Annotated in this window: 22 protein-coding genes; 14 read left to right on the top strand and 8 right to left on the bottom strand. The window is 62.5% G+C overall.

The genetic code is table 11. The annotated features are described in order from the left end of the window. The first annotated feature begins 263 nt into the window (after nucleotides 1-263). The 4 genes from modA to C8K44_RS20640 are packed head-to-tail and all read left to right on the top strand — an operon-like array spanning nucleotide 264 to nucleotide 3,256. Complete coding sequence (gene modA / locus C8K44_RS20655; RefSeq protein ID WP_199227155.1) at nucleotides 264-1,070, top strand: molybdate ABC transporter substrate-binding protein; 807 nt, start codon at nucleotides 264-266, stop codon at nucleotides 1,068-1,070. 18 nt (nucleotides 1,071-1,088) lie between these two features. Continuing rightward, nucleotides 1,089-1,790: a molybdate ABC transporter permease subunit gene (gene modB, locus C8K44_RS20650; RefSeq protein WP_109577647.1), complete on the top strand. Its 702-nt coding sequence runs from the start codon at nucleotides 1,089-1,091 to the stop codon at nucleotides 1,788-1,790. Continuing rightward, complete coding sequence (modC, locus tag C8K44_RS20645; protein WP_109577646.1) at nucleotides 1,787-2,902, top strand: molybdenum ABC transporter ATP-binding protein; 1,116 nt, start codon at nucleotides 1,787-1,789, stop codon at nucleotides 2,900-2,902. Before modB ends, modC begins: the two co-directional genes overlap by 4 nt. 12 nt (nucleotides 2,903-2,914) lie before the next feature. After that, the gene (locus C8K44_RS20640; RefSeq protein ID WP_109577645.1) at nucleotides 2,915-3,256 is read left to right on the top strand and encodes a winged helix-turn-helix domain-containing protein; all 342 of its coding nucleotides are present in this window, start codon (nucleotides 2,915-2,917) and stop codon (nucleotides 3,254-3,256) included. Here the strand turns inward: C8K44_RS20640 and proC are convergent, their stop codons facing one another. From proC to C8K44_RS20620, 4 genes are all read right to left on the bottom strand, one after another. After that, nucleotides 3,257-4,072, bottom strand: coding sequence for a pyrroline-5-carboxylate reductase (gene proC / locus C8K44_RS20635; RefSeq protein WP_109577644.1), 816 nt, complete (start codon nucleotides 4,070-4,072; stop codon nucleotides 3,257-3,259). It lies immediately after the preceding gene. 65 nt (nucleotides 4,073-4,137) lie between these two features. Then, nucleotides 4,138-5,253 (bottom strand): metallophosphoesterase, encoded by a 1,116-nt coding sequence (locus tag C8K44_RS20630; protein WP_109577643.1) that lies wholly within the window; start codon nucleotides 5,251-5,253, stop codon nucleotides 4,138-4,140. A 44-nt stretch (nucleotides 5,254-5,297) separates the two neighbouring features. Then, on the bottom strand, nucleotides 5,298-6,611 hold the full coding sequence (locus C8K44_RS20625) for an O-antigen ligase (RefSeq protein WP_109577642.1): 1,314 nt from the start codon (nucleotides 6,609-6,611) through the stop codon (nucleotides 5,298-5,300). Beyond that, complete coding sequence (locus tag C8K44_RS20620; protein WP_109577641.1) at nucleotides 6,580-7,578, bottom strand: glycosyltransferase; 999 nt, start codon at nucleotides 7,576-7,578, stop codon at nucleotides 6,580-6,582. Before C8K44_RS20620 ends, C8K44_RS20625 begins: the two co-directional genes overlap by 32 nt. Nucleotides 7,579-7,742: 164 nt before the next feature. Between C8K44_RS20620 and C8K44_RS20615 the strand changes: the two genes are divergently transcribed. Genes C8K44_RS20615 through C8K44_RS20605 form a run of 3 tightly spaced genes read left to right on the top strand, consistent with a single transcriptional unit; the run spans nucleotide 7,743 to nucleotide 10,581 of the window. Continuing rightward, nucleotides 7,743-8,918 (top strand): glycosyltransferase family 4 protein, encoded by a 1,176-nt coding sequence (locus C8K44_RS20615; protein ID WP_109577640.1) that lies wholly within the window; start codon nucleotides 7,743-7,745, stop codon nucleotides 8,916-8,918. Beyond that, nucleotides 8,915-9,694: a WecB/TagA/CpsF family glycosyltransferase gene (locus C8K44_RS20610; RefSeq protein WP_109577639.1), complete on the top strand. Its 780-nt coding sequence runs from the start codon at nucleotides 8,915-8,917 to the stop codon at nucleotides 9,692-9,694. The genes C8K44_RS20615 and C8K44_RS20610 overlap by 4 nt, the downstream gene beginning before the upstream one ends. Beyond that, the gene (locus C8K44_RS20605; RefSeq protein ID WP_199227154.1) at nucleotides 9,691-10,581 is read left to right on the top strand and encodes a DUF6492 family protein; all 891 of its coding nucleotides are present in this window, start codon (nucleotides 9,691-9,693) and stop codon (nucleotides 10,579-10,581) included. The genes C8K44_RS20610 and C8K44_RS20605 overlap by 4 nt, the downstream gene beginning before the upstream one ends. A 3-nt stretch (nucleotides 10,582-10,584) precedes the next feature. On the opposite strand, the gene C8K44_RS20600 is transcribed toward C8K44_RS20605, so the two are convergent. Continuing rightward, nucleotides 10,585-11,880 (bottom strand): lipopolysaccharide biosynthesis protein, encoded by a 1,296-nt coding sequence (locus C8K44_RS20600; protein ID WP_109577638.1) that lies wholly within the window; start codon nucleotides 11,878-11,880, stop codon nucleotides 10,585-10,587. 161 nt (nucleotides 11,881-12,041) lie between these two features. Here C8K44_RS20600 and C8K44_RS20595 point away from each other — a divergent pair, with 161 nt between their 5' ends. From C8K44_RS20595 to C8K44_RS20570, 6 genes are all read left to right on the top strand, one after another. Beyond that, nucleotides 12,042-14,288: a GumC family protein gene (locus tag C8K44_RS20595; RefSeq protein ID WP_109577637.1), complete on the top strand. Its 2,247-nt coding sequence runs from the start codon at nucleotides 12,042-12,044 to the stop codon at nucleotides 14,286-14,288. Nucleotides 14,289-14,399: 111 nt separating this feature from the next. After that, a complete protein-coding gene (folD, locus tag C8K44_RS20590; protein WP_109577636.1) occupies nucleotides 14,400-15,296 on the top strand; it encodes a bifunctional methylenetetrahydrofolate dehydrogenase/methenyltetrahydrofolate cyclohydrolase FolD in 897 nt (298 codons plus the stop codon). A gap of 71 nt (nucleotides 15,297-15,367) precedes the next feature. Next, nucleotides 15,368-16,330, top strand: a complete 963-nt coding sequence (locus C8K44_RS20585) for a GlxA family transcriptional regulator (protein ID WP_109577635.1) — start codon at nucleotides 15,368-15,370, stop codon at nucleotides 16,328-16,330. Between the two features lie 77 nt (nucleotides 16,331-16,407). Then, nucleotides 16,408-18,054 (top strand): VWA domain-containing protein, encoded by a 1,647-nt coding sequence (locus tag C8K44_RS20580; protein WP_109577634.1) that lies wholly within the window; start codon nucleotides 16,408-16,410, stop codon nucleotides 18,052-18,054. 310 nt (nucleotides 18,055-18,364) lie between these two features. Further along, the gene (locus C8K44_RS20575; protein ID WP_109577633.1) at nucleotides 18,365-19,894 is read left to right on the top strand and encodes an ABC-F family ATP-binding cassette domain-containing protein; all 1,530 of its coding nucleotides are present in this window, start codon (nucleotides 18,365-18,367) and stop codon (nucleotides 19,892-19,894) included. 83 nt (nucleotides 19,895-19,977) lie between these two features. After that, nucleotides 19,978-20,328 carry an MliC family protein gene (locus C8K44_RS20570; protein WP_109577680.1) on the top strand — a complete coding sequence of 117 codons (351 nt, stop codon included), beginning with the start codon at nucleotides 19,978-19,980 and terminating at the stop codon, nucleotides 20,326-20,328. Here the strand turns inward: C8K44_RS20570 and edd are convergent. The 3 genes from edd to zwf all read right to left on the bottom strand — a co-directional run bounded on the left by edd (nucleotide 20,325) and on the right by zwf (nucleotide 24,467). Further along, entirely contained in the window at nucleotides 20,325-22,148 is a 1,824-nt protein-coding gene (gene edd / locus C8K44_RS20565; protein WP_109577679.1) for a phosphogluconate dehydratase, read from the bottom strand. The two genes, C8K44_RS20570 and edd, sit on opposite strands and share 4 nt — an antisense overlap. Nucleotides 22,149-22,296: 148 nt before the next feature. After that, on the bottom strand, nucleotides 22,297-22,992 hold the full coding sequence (gene pgl / locus C8K44_RS20560; protein ID WP_109577632.1) for a 6-phosphogluconolactonase: 696 nt from the start codon (nucleotides 22,990-22,992) through the stop codon (nucleotides 22,297-22,299). A gap of 5 nt (nucleotides 22,993-22,997) precedes the next feature. Continuing rightward, nucleotides 22,998-24,467, bottom strand: coding sequence for a glucose-6-phosphate dehydrogenase (gene zwf / locus C8K44_RS20555; protein ID WP_109577631.1), 1,470 nt, complete (start codon nucleotides 24,465-24,467; stop codon nucleotides 22,998-23,000). A 261-nt stretch (nucleotides 24,468-24,728) separates the two neighbouring features. Between zwf and C8K44_RS20550 the strand changes: the two genes are divergently transcribed. After that, nucleotides 24,729-25,475 (top strand): SDR family oxidoreductase, encoded by a 747-nt coding sequence (locus tag C8K44_RS20550; RefSeq protein WP_109577630.1) that lies wholly within the window; start codon nucleotides 24,729-24,731, stop codon nucleotides 25,473-25,475. Nucleotides 25,476-25,504 lie beyond the last annotated feature (29 nt).

The following is a 25,504-nucleotide window of genomic DNA, read 5'->3' as shown; positions in this document are numbered from 1 at the left end:
GATAGTGATGAGGGGCTGGGTCTGCAGGGCGCGGCGCGTCCTTCGGCCTCCCCCTAGGTTAGCGGCGCCACATATGGCACGAAGCATCCTGTCAGTCTCCCCCTGAATGCCAAGCCAGGCTCCGGGTCGATTGGCCGTCAAAACATCGTAGCAGTTTCGCTGAAAACCACCCCGATGGGTGGTTGCTTGAAATGTGTTATATCCATAAGAATATAACGAACCGGCTGCTATACCGCAGCCAGAATAGTCATGGAGGACTGACGATGTTCACGCGTAGGGGATTTGGGGTGCGGCTTGCCGCGATGGTGGGTGGCCTTGCAGCCGTGCTGTCGCTCGGCCTGCCGGCAGCGCGCGCCGATGGCGACGTCGTCGTGTTCGCCGCAGCCAGCCTCAAGAACGCGCTTGATGCCGTCGATGCTGCCTGGAAGGCCGAAGGTGGCAAGTCCGCCACCGCCTCTTATGCCGCCAGCTCCGCGCTCGCCAAGCAGATCGAAGAGGGCGCCCCGGCCGACGTGTTCATCTCCGCTGACCTCGACTGGATGAAGTATCTCTCCGACAAGAAACTCATCAAGGATGGCTCCGAAGTGAAGCTGCTCGGCAACCGCATCGTGCTGGTTGCGCCGAAGGATTCCGCCGCCAAGGCCGAGATCGCCCCGAATTTCGACCTCGCAGCACTTCTTGGCGACGGCCGTCTCGCCATGGGCGACGTCAAGGCGGTGCCCGCCGGCAAATACGGCAAGGCGGCGCTGGAAAAGCTCGGCGTCTGGTCGTCGGTCGAAGGCAAGATCGCCCAGGCTGAAAACGTGCGCGCGGCCCTCAAGCTGGTCTCGACCGGCGAAGCCCCGCTCGGCATCGTTTACCAGACCGACGCGGCCGCCGAGCCTGGCGTGAAGATCGTTGGCATTTTCCCGGAAGACTCGCATCCTCCCATCGTCTATCCGGTTGGCGTGACGGCGGGTTCGAAGAGCGCTGACGCAGCTGCGTACGTGAAACATCTTCAGTCCGCCAAGGCCAAGGAGCTGTTCGAAGCGCAAGGTTTCACTATGCTTGCGCCCGTCGCTTCCAACTAAAGGCATTCAGACTGACGCATGACATGGCTGGACCTCACTCCTGACGAATGGAATGCGGTCCACCTGTCGATCAAGGTTGGGCTGTGGGCGATGGCCGCCAGCCTACCTTTCGGCATTGCGATTGCCCTGTTGCTGGCGCGTGGCAAATTCTGGGGCAAGTCGCTGCTCAATGGCGTTGTCCATTTGCCGCTCGTCCTCCCCCCCGTCGTCACAGGCTATCTTTTGCTCTTGAGCTTCGGTCGACGCGGGCCAATCGGATCATTCCTCGACGAGCATTTCGGCATCGTTTTTTCGTTCCGCTGGACCGGTGCCGCCCTTGCCTGCGCGGTCATGGGGTTTCCGCTGATGGTGCGAGCCATCCGCTTGTCCATCGAGGCGGTCGATCGGCGCCTTGAGTCGGCGGCAGGTACGCTCGGCGCAAGCCCGCTGTGGGTGTTTTTGACCGTGACGCTGCCGTTGATCCTGCCAGGCGTCGTCGCCGGCATGATCCTGTCCTTTGCCAAGGCGATGGGCGAGTTCGGCGCCACCATTACCTTCGTGTCCAACATTCCCGGCGAGACCCAGACGCTGCCGTCGGCAATCTATACCTTCACCCAGGTGCCCGGTGGCGACGCCGGCGCCATGCGGCTGACGCTCATTTCGATCGCCATTTCGATGATCGCGCTGATCGTCTCCGAGATCTTCGCGCGCCGCATCGGCCAACGCGTGGACGTCGGATGACCCTGCTCGTCGATGTCCGCCACCGCCTCGGCGCGCTGAACCTGGAAGCCAGTTTCGAAAGTGCGGGCCATCTGACCGCATTGTTCGGCCCATCCGGCTCGGGGAAAACCTCGCTCATCAACATCATTGCGGGCCTGATTCGCCCCGATGCCGGCCGCATCGTCATCGGCGATAGGACGCTGGTCGATACGGCGGCTCGAAAGTTCGTACCTGCGCACAGGCGCCGGGTCGGCGTCGTTTTCCAGGACGCGCGGCTGTTCCCGCACCTCAACGTGCGTTCCAACTTGCTGTACGGTCGCTGGTTCACGCCGCGCAGCGAACGCTACGCGGAGTTCGAGCGTGTCGTCGACATGCTCGGCATCGGTCATTTGCTGGCGCGGCGACCGGCACTGCTTTCGGGTGGCGAAAAGCAACGTGTCGCCATTGGCCGCGCGTTGCTGGCGAGCCCGAGATTGCTTTTGATGGACGAGCCGCTGGCGTCGCTCGACGATGCCCGCAAGGCCGAGATCATGCCGTATCTCGAGCGCTTGCGCGACGAGACCAGGATTCCGATCGTTTATGTCAGCCACTCCATTGCGGAGGTGGCGCGGCTTGCTACCGACATCGTGGTGATGGCCGAGGGCAAGGTTGCGGCGTCCGGGCCGACAATCGAGATCATGCAGCGCCTAGACCTGTTGCCGCCCGAAGAGGTGGGCGAGGGTGGTGCCGTGCTCGACATGAAAGTCCTGCACCATGACGAAATTTTTGGCATGACCGTCCTTGGCGCTGCAGCTGGCGAAATGCGTGTACCGCGCATCGGGCTGGCCGAAGGCACGACCGTTCGCGTCCGGGTGAGGGCGCGCGACGTGATGATCGCAACCGAACGGCCGCAGGGGTTAAGCGCGCTCAACATCCTGCCCGGCCGCATCGCCGAGATAGGCAAGGTCAACGGTGCGCAGATAGACCTTCGGCTCGACTGCCACGGCGACATGCTCGTCTCGCGGATCACCCGCCAGTCGCTGGAGACACTTCAGCTCCGTGTCGGCCGCGACGTCTTTGCCGTCATCAAGACCGTTGCATTCGATCGCGCCAATCTTTCTCCAGGGGCGCCGCTTGTGCTAACCAGCGACTGACTGGAGTAGCCGATGCCGTCTCTGACCTTGCGCTTGTATCTCGACCCGAAGGGCCGCCTGGGACCGGGCAAGGTTGAGCTTCTCGAACAGATTGCTGCCACCGGCTCGATTTCGGCGGCGGCTCGCGCCATGGAAATGTCCTACAAGCGCGCCTGGGACCTGGTCGAAGAGATGAAGGACATGTTCGGCAAGCCATTGGTCGCCGCCAAGACCGGCGGCAAGCATGGCGGCGGCGCCGAACTTACGACTGTCGGCGAAGAGGTCGTACGCCAGTTCCGCGACATGGAGCGCGCGGTCAATGAGGCTGCTGCACCTCACATCGAGGCGCTGCAAGCCGAGGCTGACGCCAAATAGCTACTTGCCGAGTTCTATCGAGCGCAGCCGGGCTGCCTCGACGGCCTCGGACAACAAGTTTTTGAGGCGGTCCTCGCCCATCAATACGCCAAGCGCCGCGGCGGTGGTGCCATTGGGGCTGGTCACCTGCCGGCGCAACACCGCTGGGTCTTCGCGGCTTTCCGCAGCAAGGCTCGCTGCCCCGTAGACCGTCTGCATCGCCAGGAGCGACGCCGTTTTCGAGGGAAGACCGGCATTCTCCGCCGCTGCCGTCAGGCATTCGATGAAATGGAAGATGTAGGCCGGTCCGGATCCGGAAACCGCCGTCACCGCATCCATCAGCCCTTCGTCGGCGATAGTCGCGACTTCGCCGCTGGCCGACAACAGGTCGCCTACGACGGCCTTGGTCTTTTCGGTGACGTGTTCGTTAGAATAGACCACCATCATGCCTTTGCCGATGGCAGCTGGCGTGTTGGGCATGCAGCGCGCGATGGGCGTTTGGCTGCCGAGGATTTCGGCGAAAGTGGTGACGGGCGTACCGGCTGCAACGCTGACGAAGGTCGTGCGACCGTTGCCGAAGCGGCGGTATCCTGCGGTGACCTCGCGAATGACCTGCGGCTTGACAGCGATGACCACAATTTCGGGATCTGCATCGGCAGGAATGCCGGCGACCTCAGAGGCGACCCGGCTGCCAAGGGCAGCGGCGCGCGTCCGCAGTTCGGCATTGGGCTCGACCACGAAGGTTTCCTCCGGCGCGAGCTTGCCCGAATGGAGCCAGCCCGTGAGCATGGCGTAGCCCATGTTGCCGCAGCCGGCGAGGATCAGTCTGATGGTCATGCAAAGCCCTCCGAGGCACCTCACATAACCCTTCTTGGGGCCCGGCGGAAGGGTACACCGCAATGTCAGCGTGTGTCGTCCAGCACCTTGCTGAAAGCGTTGGTGAAGGTGACGCTTCCTCGCGGGCCGGCTTCCGCCAAAACGACGTCCATCGAGGTGTCGGTCACTCGCACCACGGCAAAACCGCCCATAAAGGCGGCCTTGGGCTTGAACAGGTCGAGCCCGTCGCGCCGGTAGATCATGGCGGTCTCGTGCTGGTGGCCGTGGAATACACCGACGACATTGTAACCTTCGATCGCTCCCAACAGCGCGCGCCGGTCGTCATCGCTCCACCAGTGCGGCTTGCCGCTGCCGGTGTCATTGAATGTGTGGGCATCCGCGTCCCATCGCTCGATCGAGAACGGATCCCAACCATAGTGCTGGAACAGGATCACCGGACGCCCGTCGCCGGCAAACGTCTTCAGGTCCTGCTTGAGCCATTCAAGGCCGCTGATCGCGCCCTTGGCGGTATCGCCGGCGAACCTGTGGGACTGGACCAGATGCAGGCCGCCCCAGTCCCATGAATAGCAGTCGGATGGCGCATCGTAGTTGGTGGCCGGCACCGGCGGCTTGAAGAACACGCTTGGACGATGATTGATTTCGACATAGTCGCGCATCTCGCGCCGGTACCAGTCGACATGCGGCGGCGGGCCGTCCTGGTCGAGGTCGTGATTGCCGAGTCCGACATAGACAGGTACATGCACACGGTCGGAGCCGTTGCGCTGCTGGTAGCGCTGGCTGAATTGCAGAAGCTGGGTGCCTTCATGCGGCTGCGTTACTTGGCCGCCGCCGTCATCGGTAGCATCGCCGCCGATGACCAGGCCGAGCGAACGGCCGATCCATTGACCTGCGCCTGCCAATCCGCTCTGCGCTCCGCCGACCTCGCGCGGCCATTCGAATTCGCCGACCTTGTTCAATGCGGCGATATGCCGGCGCAGGTTTTCGTCAGTCTTGCCTTCGGCCTGGCAGTCGGGGCTGAGACCGCTGGCCATGCGGCAGGCATGGATATCGGCGGAAAACAGGAAGGTCGCATCGATCTTCGGCCAGCTGGCACTGCGTGCCGCCGGCACCTTGAGCAACGAGGCGAGGCCGATGCCCAGCGTCTGGGCCAGCATCTGGCGTCTGGAAACTGCCCTCATCATGGCGCGAGAATGTCTCGCTCGCCGCGCAGGATCAAGAGCGCGGCTCAGGCGCTCGATTTGTGGATGACTGTCCGTGACACCAGCCTGAGCCCGAGCACGCCGAAGACAAAGAACATCCACACCGGGTCGGTGCGACGGAAGAAGAAGCTTTCGAGGAAGGCGTTGAGGGAGGTGAACAGCACCACCATCATGAAGAAGTCGCCGAGGAAGACGTTTTCCTTGTAGAGCGGGATACGCATGTAGTCGCGCATCGGCGCGATCAGGAAAACGTAGACCGCCACGACGAGTGCCGGAAGTCCCATGGCCACCGAGAGATCGATGTAGCCATTGTGACCATGCACGATCCCGCTGATGTCCCAGCCCTGGTCGAAGGTCTGGTCGATCCGGGTGACGATGGGCGTGCCCCAGAAGCTTTCATAGCCGTAGCCGAGCCAAGGCTGTTTGGCGATCATCTTGCCCGCAAACTCCCAGATCGTCGTGCGTCCGGTATAGGTGAGGTCTGGAAACAGGTGAGCCGCAAGCTGCTTGAGAGGGTCGATGAAGACGATGCCGAGCGTGGCAAGCGCGGTGCCGGTCACGGCAAGCGCAAACACCAAGGGCACACCAAGCCGCATTCCGATCATTCCGGGCACGAGCACCAGCAGGATCGACAGCGGGACAAGGCCCGCCGTAGTCTTCGATCCCGTATGCGCCATGAAGACCATGGCCAGCAGAAACAGGATCACGCCCGACCAGCGCCAGCCGCGGCGGAACAGATAGATGGCGGCGAAGCTGAATCCGGCCATGACGGGCGCTGCGATGTTCTTGTGGGAGAACGCGCCGCGCCAAAGCCCGGAATGTTCGGGCTCGAAGCCGCCGGTGCCATGGATGGCAACGCTCGGGTAGAAAATGACGCCGCCATAGCTTAACCCGACGACGACGAAGCCGGCAAAGGCCAGCACGGTCGAATAAGCCTCGCCGTCACGCGGCAGCGCCAGCACGGTAGCCATGGCAATGATGCCGATGAGGGTGAATACCGCGGCCCGGAACGCTGCATTGGGATCGATGGCGTTGGCAACCGAAATCATGAAGAAAAACAAAAGCAGCAGCCAGGGCAGGCTCGCCAGCGCGCGCAGCCTGCCAGGACCGGCAAGTGTCAGCAGCGAGAACATGGCAAACGCGCCGAGCGATCCGAAGCCGAGCTGGTTGACGATATCGCCGCCGCCATCGAGATTGGCGCTCGCCGGCTGGAACGGCCGGAACGATACGATGACGACGGTCAGCACGACCGAAGCGACCGCCGTGGCGATGCCCGCGGGTGTGAACGCCGCCGAAAGCGGCGCCGTGTCAGTTCTTTTCAGGCTGGCGGTATTGCTCATTGGCATAACCGAAATCGGCCATCACGCGACCGAGCGCCACATGGATCGGATAGATTGCCACCGAGGGCGAGCCGGTGACGAGCAGGCGCAGCAAGGCACGTAGCGGCGACGCTGCAAGTAGTGCGAGGCTTTTGAAGAACACGCGCGTATTGGCAAATGCCGTGCCTGCATATTTCTTCTTGGCAACCAGTGTGGAAATGACGCCATTCCGCAACGACCGGGCCCGAATCCAGTCGGGTTCGAGTCGCCGCGCCGGCACCGTCTCGAACAGTTTTGCTTCCGCGCACCAGCCGAGCTTGAAACCCTTTTGCCCAGCTCGGCTGAGGAAATCCGAGTCGCCACCACCCATGAAATTGAAGCGCAGGTCGAGGAAGGGCGGGCCCATCGTCAGGAGCACGTGGCGGCTGACGAGAAGATTGCCGGACGAGTAGAGTGCTGCGACCGGCCCGGTGGTGGAGTAGGGCGGCGCGAAAACGGGATGCGTGGCCCACGCTTGGTGTGCTGGATCGGCAAAGACGGGCTGCTGGGGGCCACCGACGATGTCGACGCCAAGGCTATCGGCAGCTTTGCACATCGTTTCCAGCCAAAGCGGATCGGCCAGCTCGTCGTCGTCGATCACAAGAAGCCTGGTGAAGTTCGGAAAGCGGAGGAGTGCCGTGTGCCAGCCGGCATTGTAGGCGCTGCAGTTGCCACGCTCGTGCGCGACGATGACCAGCCCTGACATCCGCCCGCTTTCAAACACAGGCAATGCCGCGCGCATTCCCTCTTTGCCTTCGTCGTCGTTCTCCATGACGATGACTGCGAATCGGCGTGCGGTCTTTTGCTTGGCAAGCGAATCGAGCGCTGCCAGCAACTGCTGTGGCCGGCGAAAAGTCGGCAGCGTGACCACCACTTCCACATCGTCCACCGCCAATGCGGGCGACATGCCTGCAATGGTCACGGATCTGAGTGGTGGAAGAGAATTCATTGAAAGGGCGCGCCGACTTTTGATGCCCCTGCCTAACACCGGCACGATAACGGTCAGTTAAACAACCGGCGAGTGCCATTCGACTGTCGGGTTCCGCAGCTGGACCGAATTCCTTAAAGAAGACTTCACCGCACGCTGCTACGGCATAGGCAGGAATAAGTTAGATGCATCTGCTGTTTGCCACATCCATCGTGCCTGACGGAGCGCTTTCTTCGGGCTACGAAATCGCCAATCGAGCGATCATCGAAGCGCTGCGCCGTGCTGGAGTGCGCGTAACCGTGCTCGGTTTTGGCTGGCCGGGCAAAGCGCCGTCCGATCCCGAAAACACCATTCTCCTCGGTTCGATCGATGTGCGCACCGACGCGGCCCCCTTGCCGCGAAAACTGGCCTGGCTTGCGAACGCGGTAGCCTCAGGGCTGACTTTCGCCTCGGCCAAGCTGCGCGTCGTTTCTGATGATTCGGTACGCCATGCGATTGACGCAGCGGGACCGTTCGACGGTTACATCCTCAATTCGGTCCAGATGGCGGCGGCGTTCGAAAAGGTCTTTCAGAACAGGCCTTCGATCTTCGTTGCACACAATGTCGAGTTCCGATCGGCGGCGCAGAACGCGCAAGCCGCCAGCGGCGCGATTCAACGTGCATTGTTCCGGCGGGAATCAAGACTGCTCGAAGTGATCGAGAAGCGTTTGTGCCGCAATGCGCGCTTCGTCTTCACGCTGGCCGAGGAAGATCGCGCCGAGCTAGGCGTTGCCTCCGACACGCGTTCCGTGGCGCTTCCGCTGGTCACTCGTTCGGAGATTTCAACCGCGCATTGCAAACGAAAGATCGAATGCGACGCGGCCCTGATCGGCACCTGGACCTGGGAGCCCAATCGCATCGGCCTCGACTGGTTCCTCGGCAAGGTTGTTCCACACCTGCGCAAAGATTTTCGCATCCATATCGCCGGCAGCGTCCCTGCGGGCGTGTCGTCGCCGCATCCTGGTGTCAAGTTCGTGGGCCGGGTGCCGGATGCCCGCGCATTTGTTCGCAGCGCCGCCGTCATCCCGCTCATCAGCACTTCGGGCAGCGGCGTCCAGCTCAAAACCATCGAGACCTTCGAACTTGGCCTGCCTTCAGTGGCAACTGCGCATTCGCTGCGCGGCATTGCCCACAAACCTCAGAATTGCATCATGACCGACGATCCCCAAGCCTTCGCCAAGGCACTCGAGCAAACAGTTGATCAGCGGGTCGCCGACGTCGATGGCAGTGATTTCCATCGCCGGCAGATCGCGGCACTTGACCGCGCGGTAGCGCTTGGGGTCGCAAGACTAGGGGCCGGCGCGCAAGAGGTGGCGGCGTGAACGTCACTGTTGCCAGCGCGGCGATCCCGGTCCGGGGTATCCTCGGCGTACGGGTCGCCAGTCTGCGGCACGGCGCGGCGATCGCTCATCTGTCTCGGGCGCTCCAGGACAGGACTTTCACCAAGGTAACATTCCTGAATGCCCATAGCGCCAACGTCGCCTGTTCCGACAAGGAGTTTGCCGAGGCACTTGACGACTTCCTGGTTCTCGCTGACGGCGTCGGTGTCGATATCGCCGCGCGCTGGCTTTATGGCGCGCCTTTTCCCGACAATCTCAACGGCACCGATTTCGTACCGGCCTTGATCAAGGCTACCAGGACACCGCTGACCGTCGCTCTGCTCGGCGCAAAGCGCGTGAATGTCGAAAGGGCTGCGAAACAGCTGGCGAAGATTGCACCGCAGCATCGTTTCGTTGTCATCAATGACGGCTTTTTCAGTGCTGCAGACGAGCCCAGGGTCGTCGCGGATGTTGGCGCGCTGCGCCCGGATATCCTGCTCGTTGCCATGGGGGTCCCACGCCAGGAAATGTGGATCGAGCGCAACCTGGGACCGGAGCATTGCACTATGCCGATCGCCGTCGGCGCGCTGCTCGACTTCCTAAGCGGCGCGCTGCCGCGCGCGCCAGAGTGGATGCGCCGGCTTCGTCTCGAATGGCTGTTCCGCTTGCTGATTGAACCGAGTCGGCTGTGGCGGCGCTATATCATCGGCAACCCGCTCTTCCTGTTCCGTGTGCTGCGCCAAAAGCTTGGCGGGCATGGTGGGGAGGACCGCCCTTGAACGTTTCAGGCACGTCGGTGGCTCCTGACGCAGCCCTGGTGACGGCAAGCTATGCCGCCGATTTCGAGCGCTGCCGCCTGCTGTGCGAGACGGTTGACTGCCATGTCTCAGGCGCCTCACATCACTACCTTCTGGTCGAACACCGCGACGTGGCACTTTTCAGGCAGCTGGAAGGTAGCCGCCGCACGGTAATCGACGAGCGCGAGCTTTTGCCATCGTGGCTGCGCGACATGCCCGACCCGACAAGCCTGTTTAGGCGCCGGATCTGGTTAAGCTTCAAGGCGCCGCCGCTGCGTGGTTGGCACGTTCAGCAGTTGCGGCGTATGGCCATCGCCGAAAGGATCGAACAGGAGACGCTTGTCTACGTCGATTCCGACGTAGCGTTCCTGAGGCCGTTCCACTGCGCGCGGTTTTGGCGCGACGGCAAGCTGCGCCTGTTTCGCCGAGACGATGCCCTGCTTGCTCCGGGCCATGACAACCATCGTGTCTGGTCTGCGAACGGGGCGGCCGTGCTCGGCATCGCTGCGCCTGAAGTTTCCCCGCACGACTACATCTCGACATTGATCGCCTGGCGCCGCTCGAGCACGCGCGACATGCTCGCCCATATCGAAGAGATCAGCGGCCGGCATTGGGTCGAAGCGGTGTGCGCGCGGCGGAAGTTCTCCGAATGCATGATTTACGGCCGCTTCGTCGATGAGGTTGCCGCAGGTGCAGGGCACTACCACGGCTCGGAAGAATTCTGCCGGGTCCACTGGACGGGAAAAGCGCTTTCGGATGCGCAGTTCGAAGCTTTCGTGGCTGATATGTCGCCTGAACAAGTTGCGATCGGGATGCAATCCTTCATCGGCACCGATCTAGGCCGTATCCGCAGGCTGGTCGCCGCCTGACGCTCAGATCGCCCGCACCGGCCGACGCAGCGCCGCATAGGTCACCGCTGCCGATGCGAGGTACAGCAGCGCGAACATTCCGTTCAGCGACCACACCAGCGTCTCGGTATCGGTGACGCGGAGCAGCAGCATCGACAGCAGAGCTGCTTTCAATCCAGCGAGAAGCGCCAGGTTGCCGGCGCGGATCAACGTCTGGCCGCGCGCGAACAAGAGCTCGGCGTGGTACTCGACGAGATTGCGCAAGGCCGGCACGAACAGCGCCAGCCCGACCAGCGGCGCAGCCTCCGAGACATTGCGGCCAAGGAAATTGGGATAGAAGTACAGCACGACCGCAAGAAACAGCAGGGCCGAGGTGGAAACGATCAGGATGCCGGCTTCGATGCCGATCTTGACTTTCAGCCTGGCCAGCATCTGCGGCGCCCGCATTATGCGTTGCACAAGCATCATCGAGAAGGTGCGGATCGGGATGGCCGTAAGGTCGACCAGCCGCATGACAATTGCATAGATGCCGGCGAGATGCGGCCCGCCCATGGCCAGCACCAGCAACTTGTCGAACTCCATCTGCAGATAAAAAAGCACCTCGGCGCCGGCGACATAGACCGAATCCGACAGCCTGCGCCAGTAGAGATCCGGCGTCAGCCTGAGCCGCTGGCGCGGATAGAACATGCCGAAGGCCAAGGCGAGCGAGACGAGATTGCAGGCGACGTAGAAACCGGCCCATGCCTCGATCGTATGTGTCGGCCACAGGATGAACAGTGCGGCTGCCGCGGCTTTGATGGCTGACGTCAGAATCGCCAGAAGCGCCGCCTTGCCAAAGCGTCCGAGGCCGTTGTTGACGATCATCGCCACTTCGATTGGCCGCCAAAGCAGGGCTTCTGCAAAGATGACGGTGGCGAAAATCCCGGCGGACAATGTGCTTTTGAAAAACAGGAACCAGGTCAGCGCTGAGGCAGCCGCCAGCAGCGGCAGCGATAGCAGGGCCAGCATCAAGAAGCCTGCGGTGTACCTGCCGATTAGCCGGGGACGGATCGTCGCGGTGCGGTAAAGGGCCGAGATGAAGCCGAAGGCGAGGGTGCGCGACAGCATCACGCCGGCTGCCGAGGCAGTCGCGAATAGACCGAAATCGGCGATGGTCAATGTGTTCGCGAGCGCTACGAAATAGATCAGCGAAAAGACCAGTCGTCCCGCTGAACCGCTGACCGCAGAGAAATAGTCGCGCAGGACCGTGCGCCGAGCTGATAGGAAGCTGCCGATACGCTTGCGCAGCGACATGCGCGGTATGTCATTTGCCTGGGTCATGATCTGGGCGGAAGATAGGGTTCAAAGCTTAATGTGCCGTTCCGCGACAGGGTGCAAACAGCCAGGGAAGCCGATTGTTAACCTTTTGTTTCCCATGCCTGTTTAGCTTGGGTTAACGACCGGACATTGATCCGGCGCATTCTGTTGGAAGCTGCCCAAATATGGCCGAACCCGGAAATCGCGACGACTGGAGGCGCAAGCGCTCGCTGCTCGCGCTGGACCAGGACGACGCTACGCCAAAGTCCAAGGGGGCCTCGCTTCTCTCGATTTCTGTCGACGAACACGAGCAGGCCAGGGCACAGCACCCGGCTACCCGCCATCGCATGGCCCGCCTGCGGCGTGAAGCCGAACGTACTGACAATGACGCAGCCGGCGGGGGCCAGCCCGCTGCGGACCTGCAACCAAACAACGAATCGGTATCGCCAAGTGAAAGCGCCGTGCCGGCTTCGTCGTCGATGCTCGGTGGTTGGCGTGACCGCTTGCATGGGCCAGCCGCCCCTGTTGCCGTGGCGCAGCCCGAGGGCCCGGATGTAGCATCATACCAGGATCAAGGCGATCTCGATGATGTCCGCTGGAAGCCGCTGATCGATCCGATGAAAGTCGTCGGCGGCATCAGCCGTTCCAAGCTGCTGATCGCCTCGACGACGCTGGTTGGCGCACTCATGGGCGTGGCGATCGCGCTGTCTACGCCCAAGATGTACCAGGCGTGGACCGAGATGATCGTCGATCCGCGCAACCTCAAGCTCTCCGACCAAGAGCTGACCGTTGGCAACCTGCCTTCGGACGCGACGCTTGCCATCGTCGAAAACCAGGTGCGCGTGCTGACATCGGGGTCGGTGCTGACCAAGGTCGTGGACAAGCTCAACCTTGCTGAAGATCCGGAGTTCAATGGCACCGCAGGCGGTGGTTTCAGCCTGCGCTCCTTCCTGCGTTCGCTCGTCTCGCGCGACGATGCTGACGGCGCATCGGCTTCCCGCAGGCACACGCTCGCAACAGCGCACCTCTATGAGGCACTGACGATCGAGCGTAGCTCGAATACGTTCGTCGTTTCGATTGGCGCAAAGACTGAGGATGCCGAAAAGTCGGCGCTCATCGCCAACACGATGACGGAAGTCTTCATGCAGACCTTTGGCGAGCTGCAGTCGGGGACAGCAGCGCGCGCGACCGGCGAACTCAACGCCCGACTTGATGAAATGCGTAAGTCTGTCGAGGCCGCCGAGCGCAAGGTCGAGGCCTTCAAGGCCGAAAATGAGCTCATCGATCCGCAAGGCAGGCTGATCACCGACGACGAAATCCAGCGCGTCAACGACCAGCTTACCGCTGCGCGGACACGTACCTTGGAACTCAATGCACGGGCCGCGTCGACACGCAATCTCGGCGTCGACGCGGTGTTAAGCGGCACCTTGCCGGAGGCGATCAGCTCTCCCACGATCAATGAATTGCGGGCGCAGTACGCAGCACTCACCCAGGAGGCCGATCGGGTGGCGGTGAGGCTTGGTCCTCGCCACCCCGAACGTCTGGCCGTCGAGGCCCAGTTGACCGGTGCCCGCGCGCGTATCGCAACCGAGCTGCGCCGTGTCGCTGCTTCCATCCAGGTCGAGCTCAAGCGGGCTGTCCAGATGGAACAGGAGCTTGCCGCCCGACTCGCCCAGTTGAAGGTGCGCCAGGGCAACGTCGGCGATGAACTCGTCACGCTGCGTGAACTCGAACGTGACGTTGCCGCCAAGCGCGCCGTCTACGAGGCGTTCCTGCTCAGAGCGCGTGAAACGGGCGAGCAAAAAGACATCAACTCGGCCAACGTGACGGTCATTTCCACAGCCTCTCCGCCGCTTCAATCGACCGGACCGTCACGCGCCATGATCTCGATCGCCGGCATGCTGCTTGGCTTTGCCTCCGGCGTCGGCATCGGTGCCTTGCGCGGCGCGCTCGACAGCCTGCGCGATACCGCCAACCGCCGTGCCACGTCCGCGCAGCGCCGTAGACCCGAAAAGGCGGCTGATAGCGAGCCCAAAGCATCTGCGCCTGTGGCGGGAGCAACTCCGCCAATCGCCAGCGCGCCACAGGATCCCGCTTTCGAACAGGCAGCGCCTGCACCACCGGTCCAGCCGCAGCCAATGCAGCCGATGGGTGGTCCAAACCCTCCCGAGGGCGGTATCATGTCACCATACCCGCCCTATTCGCAGGCAGCCTACGGCCCAACAGTGCCTCAGCAAGCGGGCTATGGGCCTGCGGTACCCCCTGCAGGTTACGCAGCGCCGTATCCCTACCCACCGGCGTACCCAACCAGGCGGCCGCATGCCGAAGCGCCCGCGCCTCAAAGCCAGATTGACGAGATCAGCGAGAGCCTGCGCGAGGTTCGCAAGGAATTGAACCAGCTCAGGGAGCGGCGTACACGTCGCTACTTCTGAAATTCTCCCAGCGGTTTCGAGTTTACGGCACCGGACGCCGCAATGGCGAGATTGCGGGTCGGAAATTTGATGACAATGCCGCCTCGAACGATGCAGCAGACGGAGTGAGCCATGGCTGAAATCATTGACGGAAAGCGTGTCGCGGCCGAGGTCGTCGAAGGCGTCAAGAAGTCGGCGTCAGCGTTGGCCGGACACGGGGTGAAGCCTGGTCTGGCGGTGGTCATTGTCGGCGAGGATCCGGCCAGCCAGGTCTATGTCGCCAACAAGTCGCGCACCGCCAAGGAATGCGGTTTTCATTCGGTCCAGCACACGCTCTCCGCGGAAACCTCGGAGGCCGATCTGGTGGCGCTCGTCGAGGCGCTCAATGCCGACCCTGAAATCCACGGCATTCTCGTGCAGTTGCCGCTGCCCGGCCATATCGACGCCGGCAAGATCATCCAGACGATCGCGCCCGACAAGGATGTCGACGGCTTCCATTTCATCAATGTCGGCAAGCTCGCCACTGGCGAACTCGACACGGCGCTGGTGCCCTGCACGCCGTTTGGATCGATGCTGCTGATCGAGCGCAAGCACGGCAAGGATCTTTCCGGTCTCAACGCCGTCGTGGTCGGCCGCTCCAACATCGTTGGCAAGCCGATGGCCAATCTCCTGCTTGCCGCAAACGCCACGGTCACCATCGCCCATAGCCGCACCAAGGACCTGCCGGCGCTCTGCCGCACCGCCGACATTCTTGTTGCCGCCGTCGGTCGGCCCGAAATGGTCAAGGGCGACTGGGTCAAGCCAGGGGCGACCGTCATCGACGTCGGCATCAATCGCATTGCCACACCTGAAAAGGGCGAAGGCAAGTCGCGCCTGGTCGGCGACGTCGAGTTTGCCTCGGCTGCCGAAAACGCCGGCGCCATCACTCCGGTGCCGGGCGGTGTCGGCCCGATGACAATCGCGATGCTGATGGCCAATACGCTAGTTTCGGCCTATCGCCATGCCGGCCTCGAATATCGGGGGCTCTGAATGCAAGCGGCGTTGTTGATACCGGCGCCGCTTCCTTGCCCAAGCCTGCGCTTTCTGTAGATTTGGCCACCATGTCAGAGCCTCATCCCGAAGGTCGCCAGTTCGCTTTCCTGTTGGTCGACAAGTTCTCGATGTTCTCGCTGGTTGCCGCGATCGACACCTGTCGGTCGGCCAACCGGTTGCTCGGCCGCGATGTCTATGGCTGGACTACGGTCTCCGCTGACGGAGAGGCGGTGATCGCGTCCAACGGGCTGCCGCTCAAGGTTGACTACTCCGTGGCCGATGTGCCCGCGGTCGACATCATGTTCGTTTGCGTCGGTGTCGCCACTGAGTTTCCGGGCAAGAGCAAGGTGCTCGGCGCGCTGCGTTCATGGGGTCGTCGCGGCGCGGCACTCGGCGCACTTTCGGTCGGGTCTTACCTGCTGGCCGAGGCCGGCCAGCTCGACGGCTACCGCTGCACCATCCACTGGGAAAACCGTGCCGGTTTCATCGAGAAGTTCCCGGACATAGAATGTACCAACAATGTCTTCGAGATCGATCGCAAGCGTTACACTTGTGCTGGTGTGACGACATCGATCGACCTGATGCTCGAAATCATCAAACGCGATTTCGGAACAAACCTCGCCAACGAAGTCGCCAACCAGTTCCAGCACGAGCGTATCCGTTCGGCAGGCGACCGCCAGCGCGTCGGGCCCGAACGCGACCTCACCGGTAAGTCCGACAAGCTCAAGCGTATCGTCGAACTGATGGCCGACCATCTCGACGAGCCATTGTCGGCGGTACAGCTCGCCAAGACCGCCGGGCTCTCAGTACGCCAGGTCGAACGCCTGTTCCTGCGCCATCTCAACGTCACGCCTGGGCGCTATTACATGCGCCTCAGGCTCGAACGCGCCCGCGAGCTCTTGCGGCAAACGAACATGCCGATCCTTGACGTGGCGATTGCAACGGGCTTCACGTCGCACTCCTACTTTGCCCAGAGCTACCGGCTGCAGTTTGGCCGTCCACCGAGCGAAGAGCGCCGCACCACCTATTGATCGGACGCATCGGGGTTGTCAGCCAGTGCCCCCTTGTCTAGCCTCGCCGCCATCAACCTGAATCGGCGAGGGACGGCATGAAGGCGGTTACACGAGGCATCCTTGCGTCAGTCTTCATGATGTCGGCAATGGCGGCAGCCGATGCCGCCGACCGAACCATTATCGTGCTGGACGCTTCGGGTTCGATGTGGGGCCAGATCGACGGCAAGCCCAAGCTTGAGATTGCGCGCGAGGCGCTGCGCACTGTGCTGAAGACGGTGCCGGCCGACTCCGAGCTGGGCTTGATGGCTTATGGTCACCGCGAAAAGGGCAGCTGCACCGATATCGAACTTGTCGTGCCTCCCGCGTCCGGCTCGGCAAGTGCGATCACCGCTGCCGCCGACGGCATGAGGTTCCTCGGCAAGACGCCGCTATCCGCCGCCGTCAAGCTGGCTGCCGAAGACCTCAAATACACCGAGGAGAAGGCGACCGTCATCCTCATCACGGACGGTTTGGAGACATGCAACGCCGACCCTTGCGCGCTCGGTAGGGAGCTCAAGCAATCGGGCGTCGACTTCACCGCGCATGTCGTCGGATTCGGCCTGACCGCGGAAGAAGGTCGACAGGTTGCCTGCCTCGCTGAAAACACCGGCGGCAAATACATCCAGGCCTCCGACGCCAAGGCGCTGGAGGAGGCATTGGTGCAGACGGTTGTTGCACCCGCGCCCGCCCCAGTTCCGGCAGTCGAGCCGGCCAAGCCCGGGTTCAATTTCGTGCCTGAAGTGACGATGGCCGCCGGGGGCGAACCGCTCAAGGATGCCGGAAACGCATGGGAAATCTACAAAGCCGGTGCCGACGGCACCAAAGGTGAGCGCGTCACTACCGAGTACAACAATTACAAGGGCTCGCTCGAACCCGGCAATTACATCGTCCGCGCCACGCTTGGCGAGGCAGCCGCCGAACAGCCGCTGAAGGTCGAAGCCGGCCAGGTCTACAAGCCGCTTTATGTCCTCAACGCCGGCACGCTGATAGTCCGCCCGCGCCCGAGTGAAGGTGCTGAGGTCAACGATGGCGCAACCGTCGTCGTCGAGTATCCCGGCGGCACTGGTCCCAGCACCAATTACGGGCAGACAAAGATCGTGCTGCCCGCCGGCGAGCAGAAGCTGACGGTCAAGATAGGAGAAGGCGAAGCGAGCGAGGCGATCCAGATTGCCGCTGGCCAGACCATAGAAAAGGACGTCGTCGTCGGCGTCGGCCACGTGCTGGTCAATGCGCTCTACGCCGATGGTGGCGAGAAGGTCGATGCCTCGGGTCTCGACGTGAAGATCTACAAGGCCGACAAGAGGATCGATGGCACGCGCGAACAGGTCACCTACGCCTTTGGACCCGACGCCAAGTTTGACCTTTCGGCCGGCGCCTATGTCGCCGTGGTCAAAATGGACCAGGCCGAAGTCGAGCAACCCTTCAACGTACGAGTGGGCGAGCGCGGCGACGTGACGGCGGTTCTCGATGCTGGCGTTTTGGCGGTCAGCGCTCCGGGCGCCAAGACGATCAAGGTGTTTTCGGCCAAGAAGGACATCCAGGGCCAGCGAAAGGACTTCGGGTTAGGCTACGACGAGAAGCACCAGGTGACCTTGCCTGCCGGCGACTATGTCGTGGAAGTCGATCGCGAGGCCAATGGCGGCAAGAAGGAAGGCATTGCCACAGTCCATGCCGGCGAGCGCAGCGAAGTAACCATCCAGTAGGATTGCAACTTGGTGCAAGCGCGGTTATTTAGACAGCGCAACTCGTCAAACAAACAAAGGAGGGCTGCGTGTACACGTTTTTTCGTCACCATCGTCAGCGCGGCCCCGTCCACGCCCTGCAAATACGTTTGCAGGGCTGACCACAGACGATCGCCAAAGCGTATCTCTTTATTGGTCTGCCCTTCGTGGTGATGCAGCGCTGAGCATTGAGCTCGTGCCTGCACCGTGACAATCCACCGGGCCCAATCTCCCCATATGCATCCCATGACCGGATGCGGGACGACGGTCCGGACAGACCAGAGAAACGACTATGGCTTTGATCAATCTGAGGTCCCTCGGCGTAACCCTTGGCTCCCCGCTTTTTTCCAATCTCAACCTTTCCGTAGAGCCGGGCGACCGCCTCGGCATCGTTGCAGCCAACGGCCGTGGCAAGTCCACGCTGTTGCGCTCGGTCGCGGGGACTTTTGAGCCAACGATCGGCGACATCACCCGCGCGCGTGGTTTGCGCGTCGGCCATGTCGAGCAGGACGTGCCGCCAGGCCTGAGAGATATGGCATTCTATGAGGCGGTGCTTCGGGCACTGCCGGCCGAACAGGCCGAAAGCGAAAGCTGGCGCGTCGACATCGTGCTCGACGAGCTGGATGTGCCGGAGGTCATGCGTGAACGACCGCTTTCGCAACTGAGCGGCGGCTGGCAGCGGCTGGCCATGCTCGCCCGTGTGTGGGTAACCGAGCCCGACATGCTGCTGCTGGACGAGCCGACCAACCACCTCGATCTTGCCCGGATCAGCCAGCTCGAAGGGTGGCTGAACGCGCTGCCGCGCGACGTACCGGTGGTGATCTGCAGTCACGACCGGGCCTTCCTCGACGCCGTGACCAACAAGACGCTGTTCCTGCGCCCTGAGAATTCGCAGGTCTTTTCGCTGCCCTATTCCAGGGCACGGTCGGCACTCGATGAGATCGACGCGTCCGACGAGCGCCGGTTCCAGAAGGACATGAAGACGGCACAGCAATTGCGGCGCCAGGCGGCCAAGCTCAACAATATCGGCATCAATTCGGGTAGCGACCTGTTGGTGGTGAAGACCAAGCAGCTCAAGGAACGAGCCGAGAAGCTGGAGGATGCCGCTCGTCCCGCCCATCAGGAACGTTCGGCCGGTTCAATCAGGCTCGCCAATCGTGGCACGCACGCCAAGGTGCTGGTGACGCTGGAAGATGCACCAGTCACAGCGCCGGACGGCTCGCTGCTGTTCAAAACCGGCAGGCTTTGGATTCGCCAGGGCGACCGTGTCGTGCTGCTGGGTCGCAACGGAACCGGCAAGACGCGCCTCGTCAACATGCTCAGGCGTGCCATTGCCCAGCCGGATGTTGCTGTCGACGGCGTCAAGGCGACGCCGTCACTGGTGCTTGGCTATGGCGATCAGGGTCTCTCCGATCTCAAGGACAGTGACGCACCACTCGCCGTTCTGACCCGGCGCTTCGAGCTGGGCGAGCAGCGTGCTCGCACCTTGCTTGCCGGTGCCGGCATGAGCGTTGACATGCAGACGAGCCAGATCAGCCGTTTGTCCGGTGGACAAAAGGCGCGGCTCGGCATGTTGGTGCTCAGGCTGACCAACCCGAACTTCTATCTGCTCGACGAACCGACAAACCATCTCGACATCGATGGGCAGGAAGCGCTGGAAACCGAACTGCTGAAGCACGAGGCAAGTTGCTTGCTGGTATCGCACGACCGCAGCTTCGTTCGCTCCGTCGGCAACCGGTTCTGGCAGATCGAGAAGAAGCGTCTGGTTGAGGTCGAGAGTCCCGACGCATTCTTCGCCGACGTGGCCACAAACGGAGCGTAGCCCCGATGCGCAAAGGCTTGCCGGGGTTTCGGCAGGCCTTTGCCCCATGCTATCGTTGCAAACCGGAGCCGATGGAGACCGAAATGCGCTTGTTTCTGACAGCAATCTTGCTGGCATCGGCCGCAGGCTCGGCTTTGGCGTCAACCATCACTTTGGAATTGCCTGGCAACGCTGCGGTCGACCGCCAGGCCGTCAGCTACAAGTGCGGCGACCGCGACATCAAGGCCGAATACATCAATGCCGGCAGCAACTCTCTCGCAGTGCTCACCATGGGCGACGAGACCGTCGTTGCCGTGACTGTGCTAAGCGGTTCCGGCGCCAAATACGCCGGACAGCAATATGTCTGGTGGACCAAGGGCGACAACGCCGACCTTTACGACCTGACCGAGGGCGAGGATGCCCCGCCCTTGCATTCCTGCACGAAGGCTGGCTAGGCGGTTCCGAACACGCTGGCGCCGTGGTCGGCACGGCCTGCCATCTGGCGGAAGCCGGCAAACAGTTCGCGGCCCATGCCGTACTCGTTCTCCGAGAGGTCGCAGACCGGCTTCGGCCGTGCGGCGAGTTCGCCTGCTGGAACCAGGACTTCCAGCGTGCCGGCCTCAGCATCGAGCCGGACGATGTCGCCGTCATGCACACGGCCGATCGGCCCGCCTTCGAGCGCTTCTGGCGTGACGTGGATTGCCGCCGGCACCTTGCCCGACGCGCCCGACATGCGCCCGTCGGTGACCAGCGCGACCTTGTGGCCGCGGTCCTGCAGGATGCCGAGCACGGTGGTCAGCTTGTGCAGTTCCGGCATGCCGTTGGCTTTTGGGCCCTGGAAGCGGACGATGGCAATGAAGTCCCGGTCGAGCAGGCCTGCTTTGAAGGCATCGTTGAGGCCTTGCTGGCTGTCGAACACCACAGCCGGCGCCTCGATGATGCGTCGCTCGGGCTTTACCGCCGAAGTCTTGATGATCGCGTGGCCGAGATTGCCGCCCAGCACCTTGAGCCCGCCGCTCGGCTGGAACGCCTTGGATGCGGGCGCCAGCACTTTTTCGTCGCCGCTGATCTTTGGGGCGGCCTCGCGCACCACAGATCCATCGGCGCCCAGCTTGGCTTCGACTGCATATGGACGCAGGCCTTCGCCCCACACCGTCTGCACGTCCTCGTGCAGTAGGCCGGCGTCGAGCAACTCGCGGATCAGGAAGCCCATGCCGCCCGCGGCCTGGAAATGGTTCACGTCGGCAAGGCCGTTCGGGTAAACTCTGGCCAGTAGTGGCACAGCGTCGGACAGGTCTGAAATGTCCTGCCAGGTCAGTCGAATGCCGGCGGCCGCCGCCATGGCAATCAGGTGGATGGTGTGGTTGGTCGAACCACCGGTGGCGTGAAGGCCGACGACGCCATTGACCACCGAGCGCTCGTCGATCATGCGCCCGACCGGCATGTATTCATTCCCCAGTGCAGTAATCGCCAGCGCGCGCTTGGCGGCTTCGCGCGTCAACGCGTCGCGCAGTGGCGTGCCGGGATTGACGAAAGAGGCGCCCGGAGTGTGCAGGCCCATGATCTCCATCAGCATCTGGTTGGAATTGGCCGTGCCGTAGAAGGTGCAGGTTCCAGGGCCGTGATACGACTTCGACTCTGCTTCGAGCAGTTCCGCGCGGCCGACCTTGCCCTCGGCGTAGAGCTGGCGGATCTTGGCCTTCTCGTCATTGGGCAGGCCCGAGGTCATCGGCCCGGCGGGAATGAAGATCGCCGGCAGATGGCCAAATGTCAGTGCTGATATCACCAGCCCCGGAACGATCTTGTCGCAGACACCGAGATAGACTGCCGCGTCGAACATGTTGTGGCTGAGCCCGACCGCTGCTGCCATTGCGATCACGTCGCGCGAAAACAGCGACAGCTCCATGCCGGGCTGTCCCTGGGTGACGCCGTCGCACATCGCTGGCACGCCGCCCGCCACCTGGGCGATGCCGCCGGCTTCGCGCGCCGCGTCCTTGATCAGTTGCGGATAGGTTTCGAACGGCTGATGCGCCGACAGCATGTCGTTGTAGGAAGTGATGATGCCGATATTGGCGACCTTGTCGCCGCCGAGCGCCACCTTCTCAGAGGGGCTGCACACGGCAAATCCATGGGCGAGGTTGCCGCAGGAGAGCACGCCTCGGTTGGCTGTCTTGCCGGCGGCGTCGCCAATGCGTCCGAGATAGATCTCGCGGCTGACCTTCGAGCGCTCGCGAATGCGCTCGGTGATGGCTTGGATGTCGTTCCTGGCGGTCATGGGCCTCAGTCCTTTCAACTCGGCGCCCGAAGCTTGGGAGGATGCTTCGGGCCGGTGCATGACCATGAAAATCAGGAGCGACTTTCAAACAGGGTCAGGCACGAATTCAAAGTCTACAGTGCCCTGAGGGCACGTTAGGACGTCCTGCTCAGGGCGCCCAGTAGATTTCGGCGGCGCGTGGCGATCGGTCCAGAACGGTGCGGATCGGCAGGGCCTTCTCCGCCGCCATCGCGGCTTCAAGAACGGCACGCTTTTCTGCACCTTCGATATGCACGGCCAACAACCTGGCATTGATCAGGGGTGCGGTCGTAAGCGTCAGTCGCGGCTCGCCTGCGCTCTCGGCATGCACGGGCATGACAATGCGCGCGGAAGCCGGGTCGAGCAGGGCATCGAGGCCTTGTGCGTCGGGGAAAAACGATGCCGTGTGTCCGTCACCGCCCATGCCCAGGACGGCGGCATCAAGCGGCCAGGGCAGGGCGCGAAATCCGGTGTCGGCGCGAGCCGCCGCCTCTTCGACGGTGGCGGCCTCGTGATAGAGCGGTGCGAAACGGGCGGCCGCCGCGTTGTGTTGAAGCAGGTTCGCCTTGGCGAGCGAGGCGTTGGAACGCGGCGAAGACTCAGGAACGAAGCGCTCGTCGACCAACGTCACCGTGACCTTGTTCCAGTCGAGCTCTTCCCGCGACAATGCCGCCATGAAGCGGCCCGGAGTGGTGCCGCCGGACACTGCGAGGAAGGCCTCGCCGCGCTGCGCAATCGCTGTCCGAAGCGCATCGGCGACCTTGGCGGCAAGTGCTGCCGCCAGTTCCTCGCGTGTTGCAAATTCGTTCCAGCGGGGCAGGGCCATGGCGTTCAATTGCTCTCGTGCCAGGTGCGGCCGTCGCGCTCGATCAATGCGATCGACGCCGATGGGCCCCACGTGCCGGCAGTGTATCCTTGGGCCTCCTGGCGGCTGGCTTCCCAGGCGTGCTGGATCGGGTCGATCCATTTCCACGCCGCCTCGACCTCGTCGCGGCGCATGAACAGCGTCTGGTTGCCGCGCACGACATCCATGATCAGGCGCTCATAGGCATCAGGCGCACGACCGTCGAAGGACTGGGCAAAGCTCATGTCGAGCGGGATCTGGCGCAGGCGCATGCCGCCCGGGCCCGGATCCTTGATCATGATGAATTGCTTGACGCCTTCGTCGGGTTGCAGGCGGATGACCAGCTGGTTGTTGAAGATCGGCCCGGCGCTCTCGCCGAAGATCGAATGTGGGATCGGCTTGAATTCGATGACGATCTCGGAGACGCGCGACGCCAGCCGCTTGCCGGTGCGCAGGTAGAACGGCACACCAGCCCAACGCCAGTTGGCGATCTCGGCCTTGATGGCGACGAAGGTCTCGGTGGTGCTCTCCGAACCGAGTTCCTCGATGTAACCCTTGACCGGTCCGCCGGCGGAAGCCCCGGCGCGGTACTGGCCGCGCACGGTATGCTTGGGCGCCTCATTGCCGTTGACACGCTTCAGTGCGTTCAGAACCTTCAGCTTTTCGTCGCGCACCGCATTCGCCTCCATCGAGGCGGGCGCCTCCATGGCAACGAGGCAGAGCAGCTGCAGCATGTGGTTTTGCACCATGTCGCGCAGCGCGCCTGCCTTGTCGTAATAGGTGACACGATCCTCGAGGCCGACGGTCTCGGCGACGGTGATCTGGACGTGGTCGATGTTGGCCGAGTTCCACAGCGGCTCGTAAAGCGCGTTGGCAAAGCGCAGCGCCATCAGGTTCTGCACCGTCTCCTTGCCGAGATAGTGGTCGATGCGGAAAATCTGGTGCTCGCCAAAATCGTCGCCGATGATGTCGTTGAGCGCCTTGGCCGACTCAAGGTCACGGCCGATCGGCTTCTCCACGACAATGCGCGAATCCGCGGTGACGAGCTTGTGTTCCTTGAGATGGTCAGAGATGTCGCCGAACAGGCTGGGTGCCACGGCGAGGTAGAAGACCCGGATGCGCTTGCTGTCGGCCACCGACTTCTTCAACTCGGCAAAGCCATCACCCGACTTGGCGTCGATCGCGACGTAGCTCAGGCGGTCGAGAAATTTCTTGAGCTCGGCTTCTTCGATGTATTCCGGCTTGACGTGATCCGAGATCGCCTTCTTGGCGAAGGCGCGGAATTCCTTGTCTTCCATCTTGGTGCGCGATGCGCCGATGATGCGCGTCGGCTCGGAAAACTGGTGGTCGCGCTGGCGGTGATAGAGCGCCGGCAGCAATTTGCGTTCCGACAGATCGCCGGTGCCCCCGAAAATGATGAAGTCGAAGGGATCGACAGGGATGATCTGGCTGGTCATGTTTTATCCGTTTCCAAGACGGTCGTCGTGTCGCCGCCCGATATATGCTAATCGATTTAAAAACGCCAGTGCCTCGGTGTCACAGTTTCGTTTTCGACACAGCGATTATACCAACCCAACATAAGGCTTCGGCGTTTGGAAATCCAAGCAGAAGCCGCTGGGCCCTAAACATCGCCAGCTCCACGCCGCTACGAGCATTGCGGTGGACTGTGGCGGCGGCTAGATCGATCAGGAAGCAAATCGACAGGGCGGGAAAAGATCATGCGTCTCAAGGACAAGGTAGCGATCATCACGGGGGCTGCGGCCGGTTTCGGCGAGGGCATGGCCAAGCGCTTTGCCGAAGAGGGCGCCAAGGTGGTCGTCGCCGACCTGAATGCCAAGGAAGCCGAGCGTGTGGTGGCCCAGATCGGCAAGGACGCGATCGCTGTCACTACGGACGTGTCGCTGCGCTCCGAATTCGACGAACTCGTCTATGCCGCCAAGAGTGCATTCGGCCGCATCGACATCATTGTCAATAATGCCGGTTACACTCACCGCAACGGTGACCTGGTCGATGTCGAAGAAGACGTCTTCGACCTTATCACCGCCGTCAATATGAAGGCGATCTACCATGCGGCCCGTGCCGTGGTGCCGATCATGGAGCGCCAGGGCGGCGGTTCGATCCTCACGACCGCATCGACCGCGGGCCTCAGGCCGCGTCCCGGCCTCACCTGGTACAATGCGTCGAAAGGCTGGGCGATCACCGCAACCAAGTCGATGGCGGTCGAACTGGCGCCGAAGAACATCCGCGTCAACTGCCTCTGCCCGGTGGCCGGTGAAACCGGCATGCTGGAGAAATTCATGGGCAAGGACACTCCTGAAATCCGTGAGAAGTTCAAAGCCTCGATCCCGCTCGGCCGGTTCTCGACGCCGCTCGACATCGCCAACGCAGCACTGTTCCTCGTCTCCGACGAGGCTTCGCTGATCACCGGCGTGGCGATGGAAGTCGACGGTGGCCGCTGCATTTAAGTGATTGTTCCCTGAGGTAACCGCTTTTC

The organism is Aminobacter sp. AP02, assembly GCF_003148805.1.
Lineage (GTDB): Bacteria > Pseudomonadota > Alphaproteobacteria > Rhizobiales > Rhizobiaceae > Aminobacter.
This window is presented reverse-complemented; position numbering and strand designations above follow the sequence as displayed.

What these genes read in the sequence shown, in the direction of transcription:
- C8K44_RS20575 (WP_109577633.1), top strand. Translation starts at nt 18,365, where the DNA reads ATGGCTTTGATCAATCTGAGGTCCCTCGGCGTAACCCTTGGCTCCCCG.
- C8K44_RS20620 (WP_109577641.1), bottom strand. Translation starts at nt 7,578, where the DNA reads ATGAATTCTCTTCCACCACTCAGATCCGTGACCATTGCAGGCATGTCG.
- C8K44_RS20625 (WP_109577642.1), bottom strand. Translation starts at nt 6,611, where the DNA reads ATGAGCAATACCGCCAGCCTGAAAAGAACTGACACGGCGCCGCTTTCG.
- zwf (WP_109577631.1), bottom strand. Translation starts at nt 24,467, where the DNA reads ATGACCAGCCAGATCATCCCTGTCGATCCCTTCGACTTCATCATTTTC.
- modC (WP_109577646.1), top strand. Translation starts at nt 1,787, where the DNA reads ATGACCCTGCTCGTCGATGTCCGCCACCGCCTCGGCGCGCTGAACCTG.
- modB (WP_109577647.1), top strand. Translation starts at nt 1,089, where the DNA reads ATGACATGGCTGGACCTCACTCCTGACGAATGGAATGCGGTCCACCTG.
- C8K44_RS20630 (WP_109577643.1), bottom strand. Translation starts at nt 5,253, where the DNA reads ATGATGAGGGCAGTTTCCAGACGCCAGATGCTGGCCCAGACGCTGGGC.
- folD (WP_109577636.1), top strand. Translation starts at nt 14,400, where the DNA reads ATGGCTGAAATCATTGACGGAAAGCGTGTCGCGGCCGAGGTCGTCGAA.
- C8K44_RS20550 (WP_109577630.1), top strand. Translation starts at nt 24,729, where the DNA reads ATGCGTCTCAAGGACAAGGTAGCGATCATCACGGGGGCTGCGGCCGGT.
- C8K44_RS20640 (WP_109577645.1), top strand. Translation starts at nt 2,915, where the DNA reads ATGCCGTCTCTGACCTTGCGCTTGTATCTCGACCCGAAGGGCCGCCTG.
- C8K44_RS20585 (WP_109577635.1), top strand. Translation starts at nt 15,368, where the DNA reads ATGTCAGAGCCTCATCCCGAAGGTCGCCAGTTCGCTTTCCTGTTGGTC.
- C8K44_RS20595 (WP_109577637.1), top strand. Translation starts at nt 12,042, where the DNA reads ATGGCCGAACCCGGAAATCGCGACGACTGGAGGCGCAAGCGCTCGCTG.
- modA (WP_199227155.1), top strand. Translation starts at nt 264, where the DNA reads ATGTTCACGCGTAGGGGATTTGGGGTGCGGCTTGCCGCGATGGTGGGT.
- proC (WP_109577644.1), bottom strand. Translation starts at nt 4,072, where the DNA reads ATGACCATCAGACTGATCCTCGCCGGCTGCGGCAACATGGGCTACGCC.
- C8K44_RS20580 (WP_109577634.1), top strand. Translation starts at nt 16,408, where the DNA reads ATGAAGGCGGTTACACGAGGCATCCTTGCGTCAGTCTTCATGATGTCG.
- C8K44_RS20570 (WP_109577680.1), top strand. Translation starts at nt 19,978, where the DNA reads ATGCGCTTGTTTCTGACAGCAATCTTGCTGGCATCGGCCGCAGGCTCG.
- edd (WP_109577679.1), bottom strand. Translation starts at nt 22,148, where the DNA reads ATGACCGCCAGGAACGACATCCAAGCCATCACCGAGCGCATTCGCGAG.
- C8K44_RS20615 (WP_109577640.1), top strand. Translation starts at nt 7,743, where the DNA reads ATGCATCTGCTGTTTGCCACATCCATCGTGCCTGACGGAGCGCTTTCT.
- pgl (WP_109577632.1), bottom strand. Translation starts at nt 22,992, where the DNA reads ATGGCCCTGCCCCGCTGGAACGAATTTGCAACACGCGAGGAACTGGCG.
- C8K44_RS20600 (WP_109577638.1), bottom strand. Translation starts at nt 11,880, where the DNA reads ATGACCCAGGCAAATGACATACCGCGCATGTCGCTGCGCAAGCGTATC.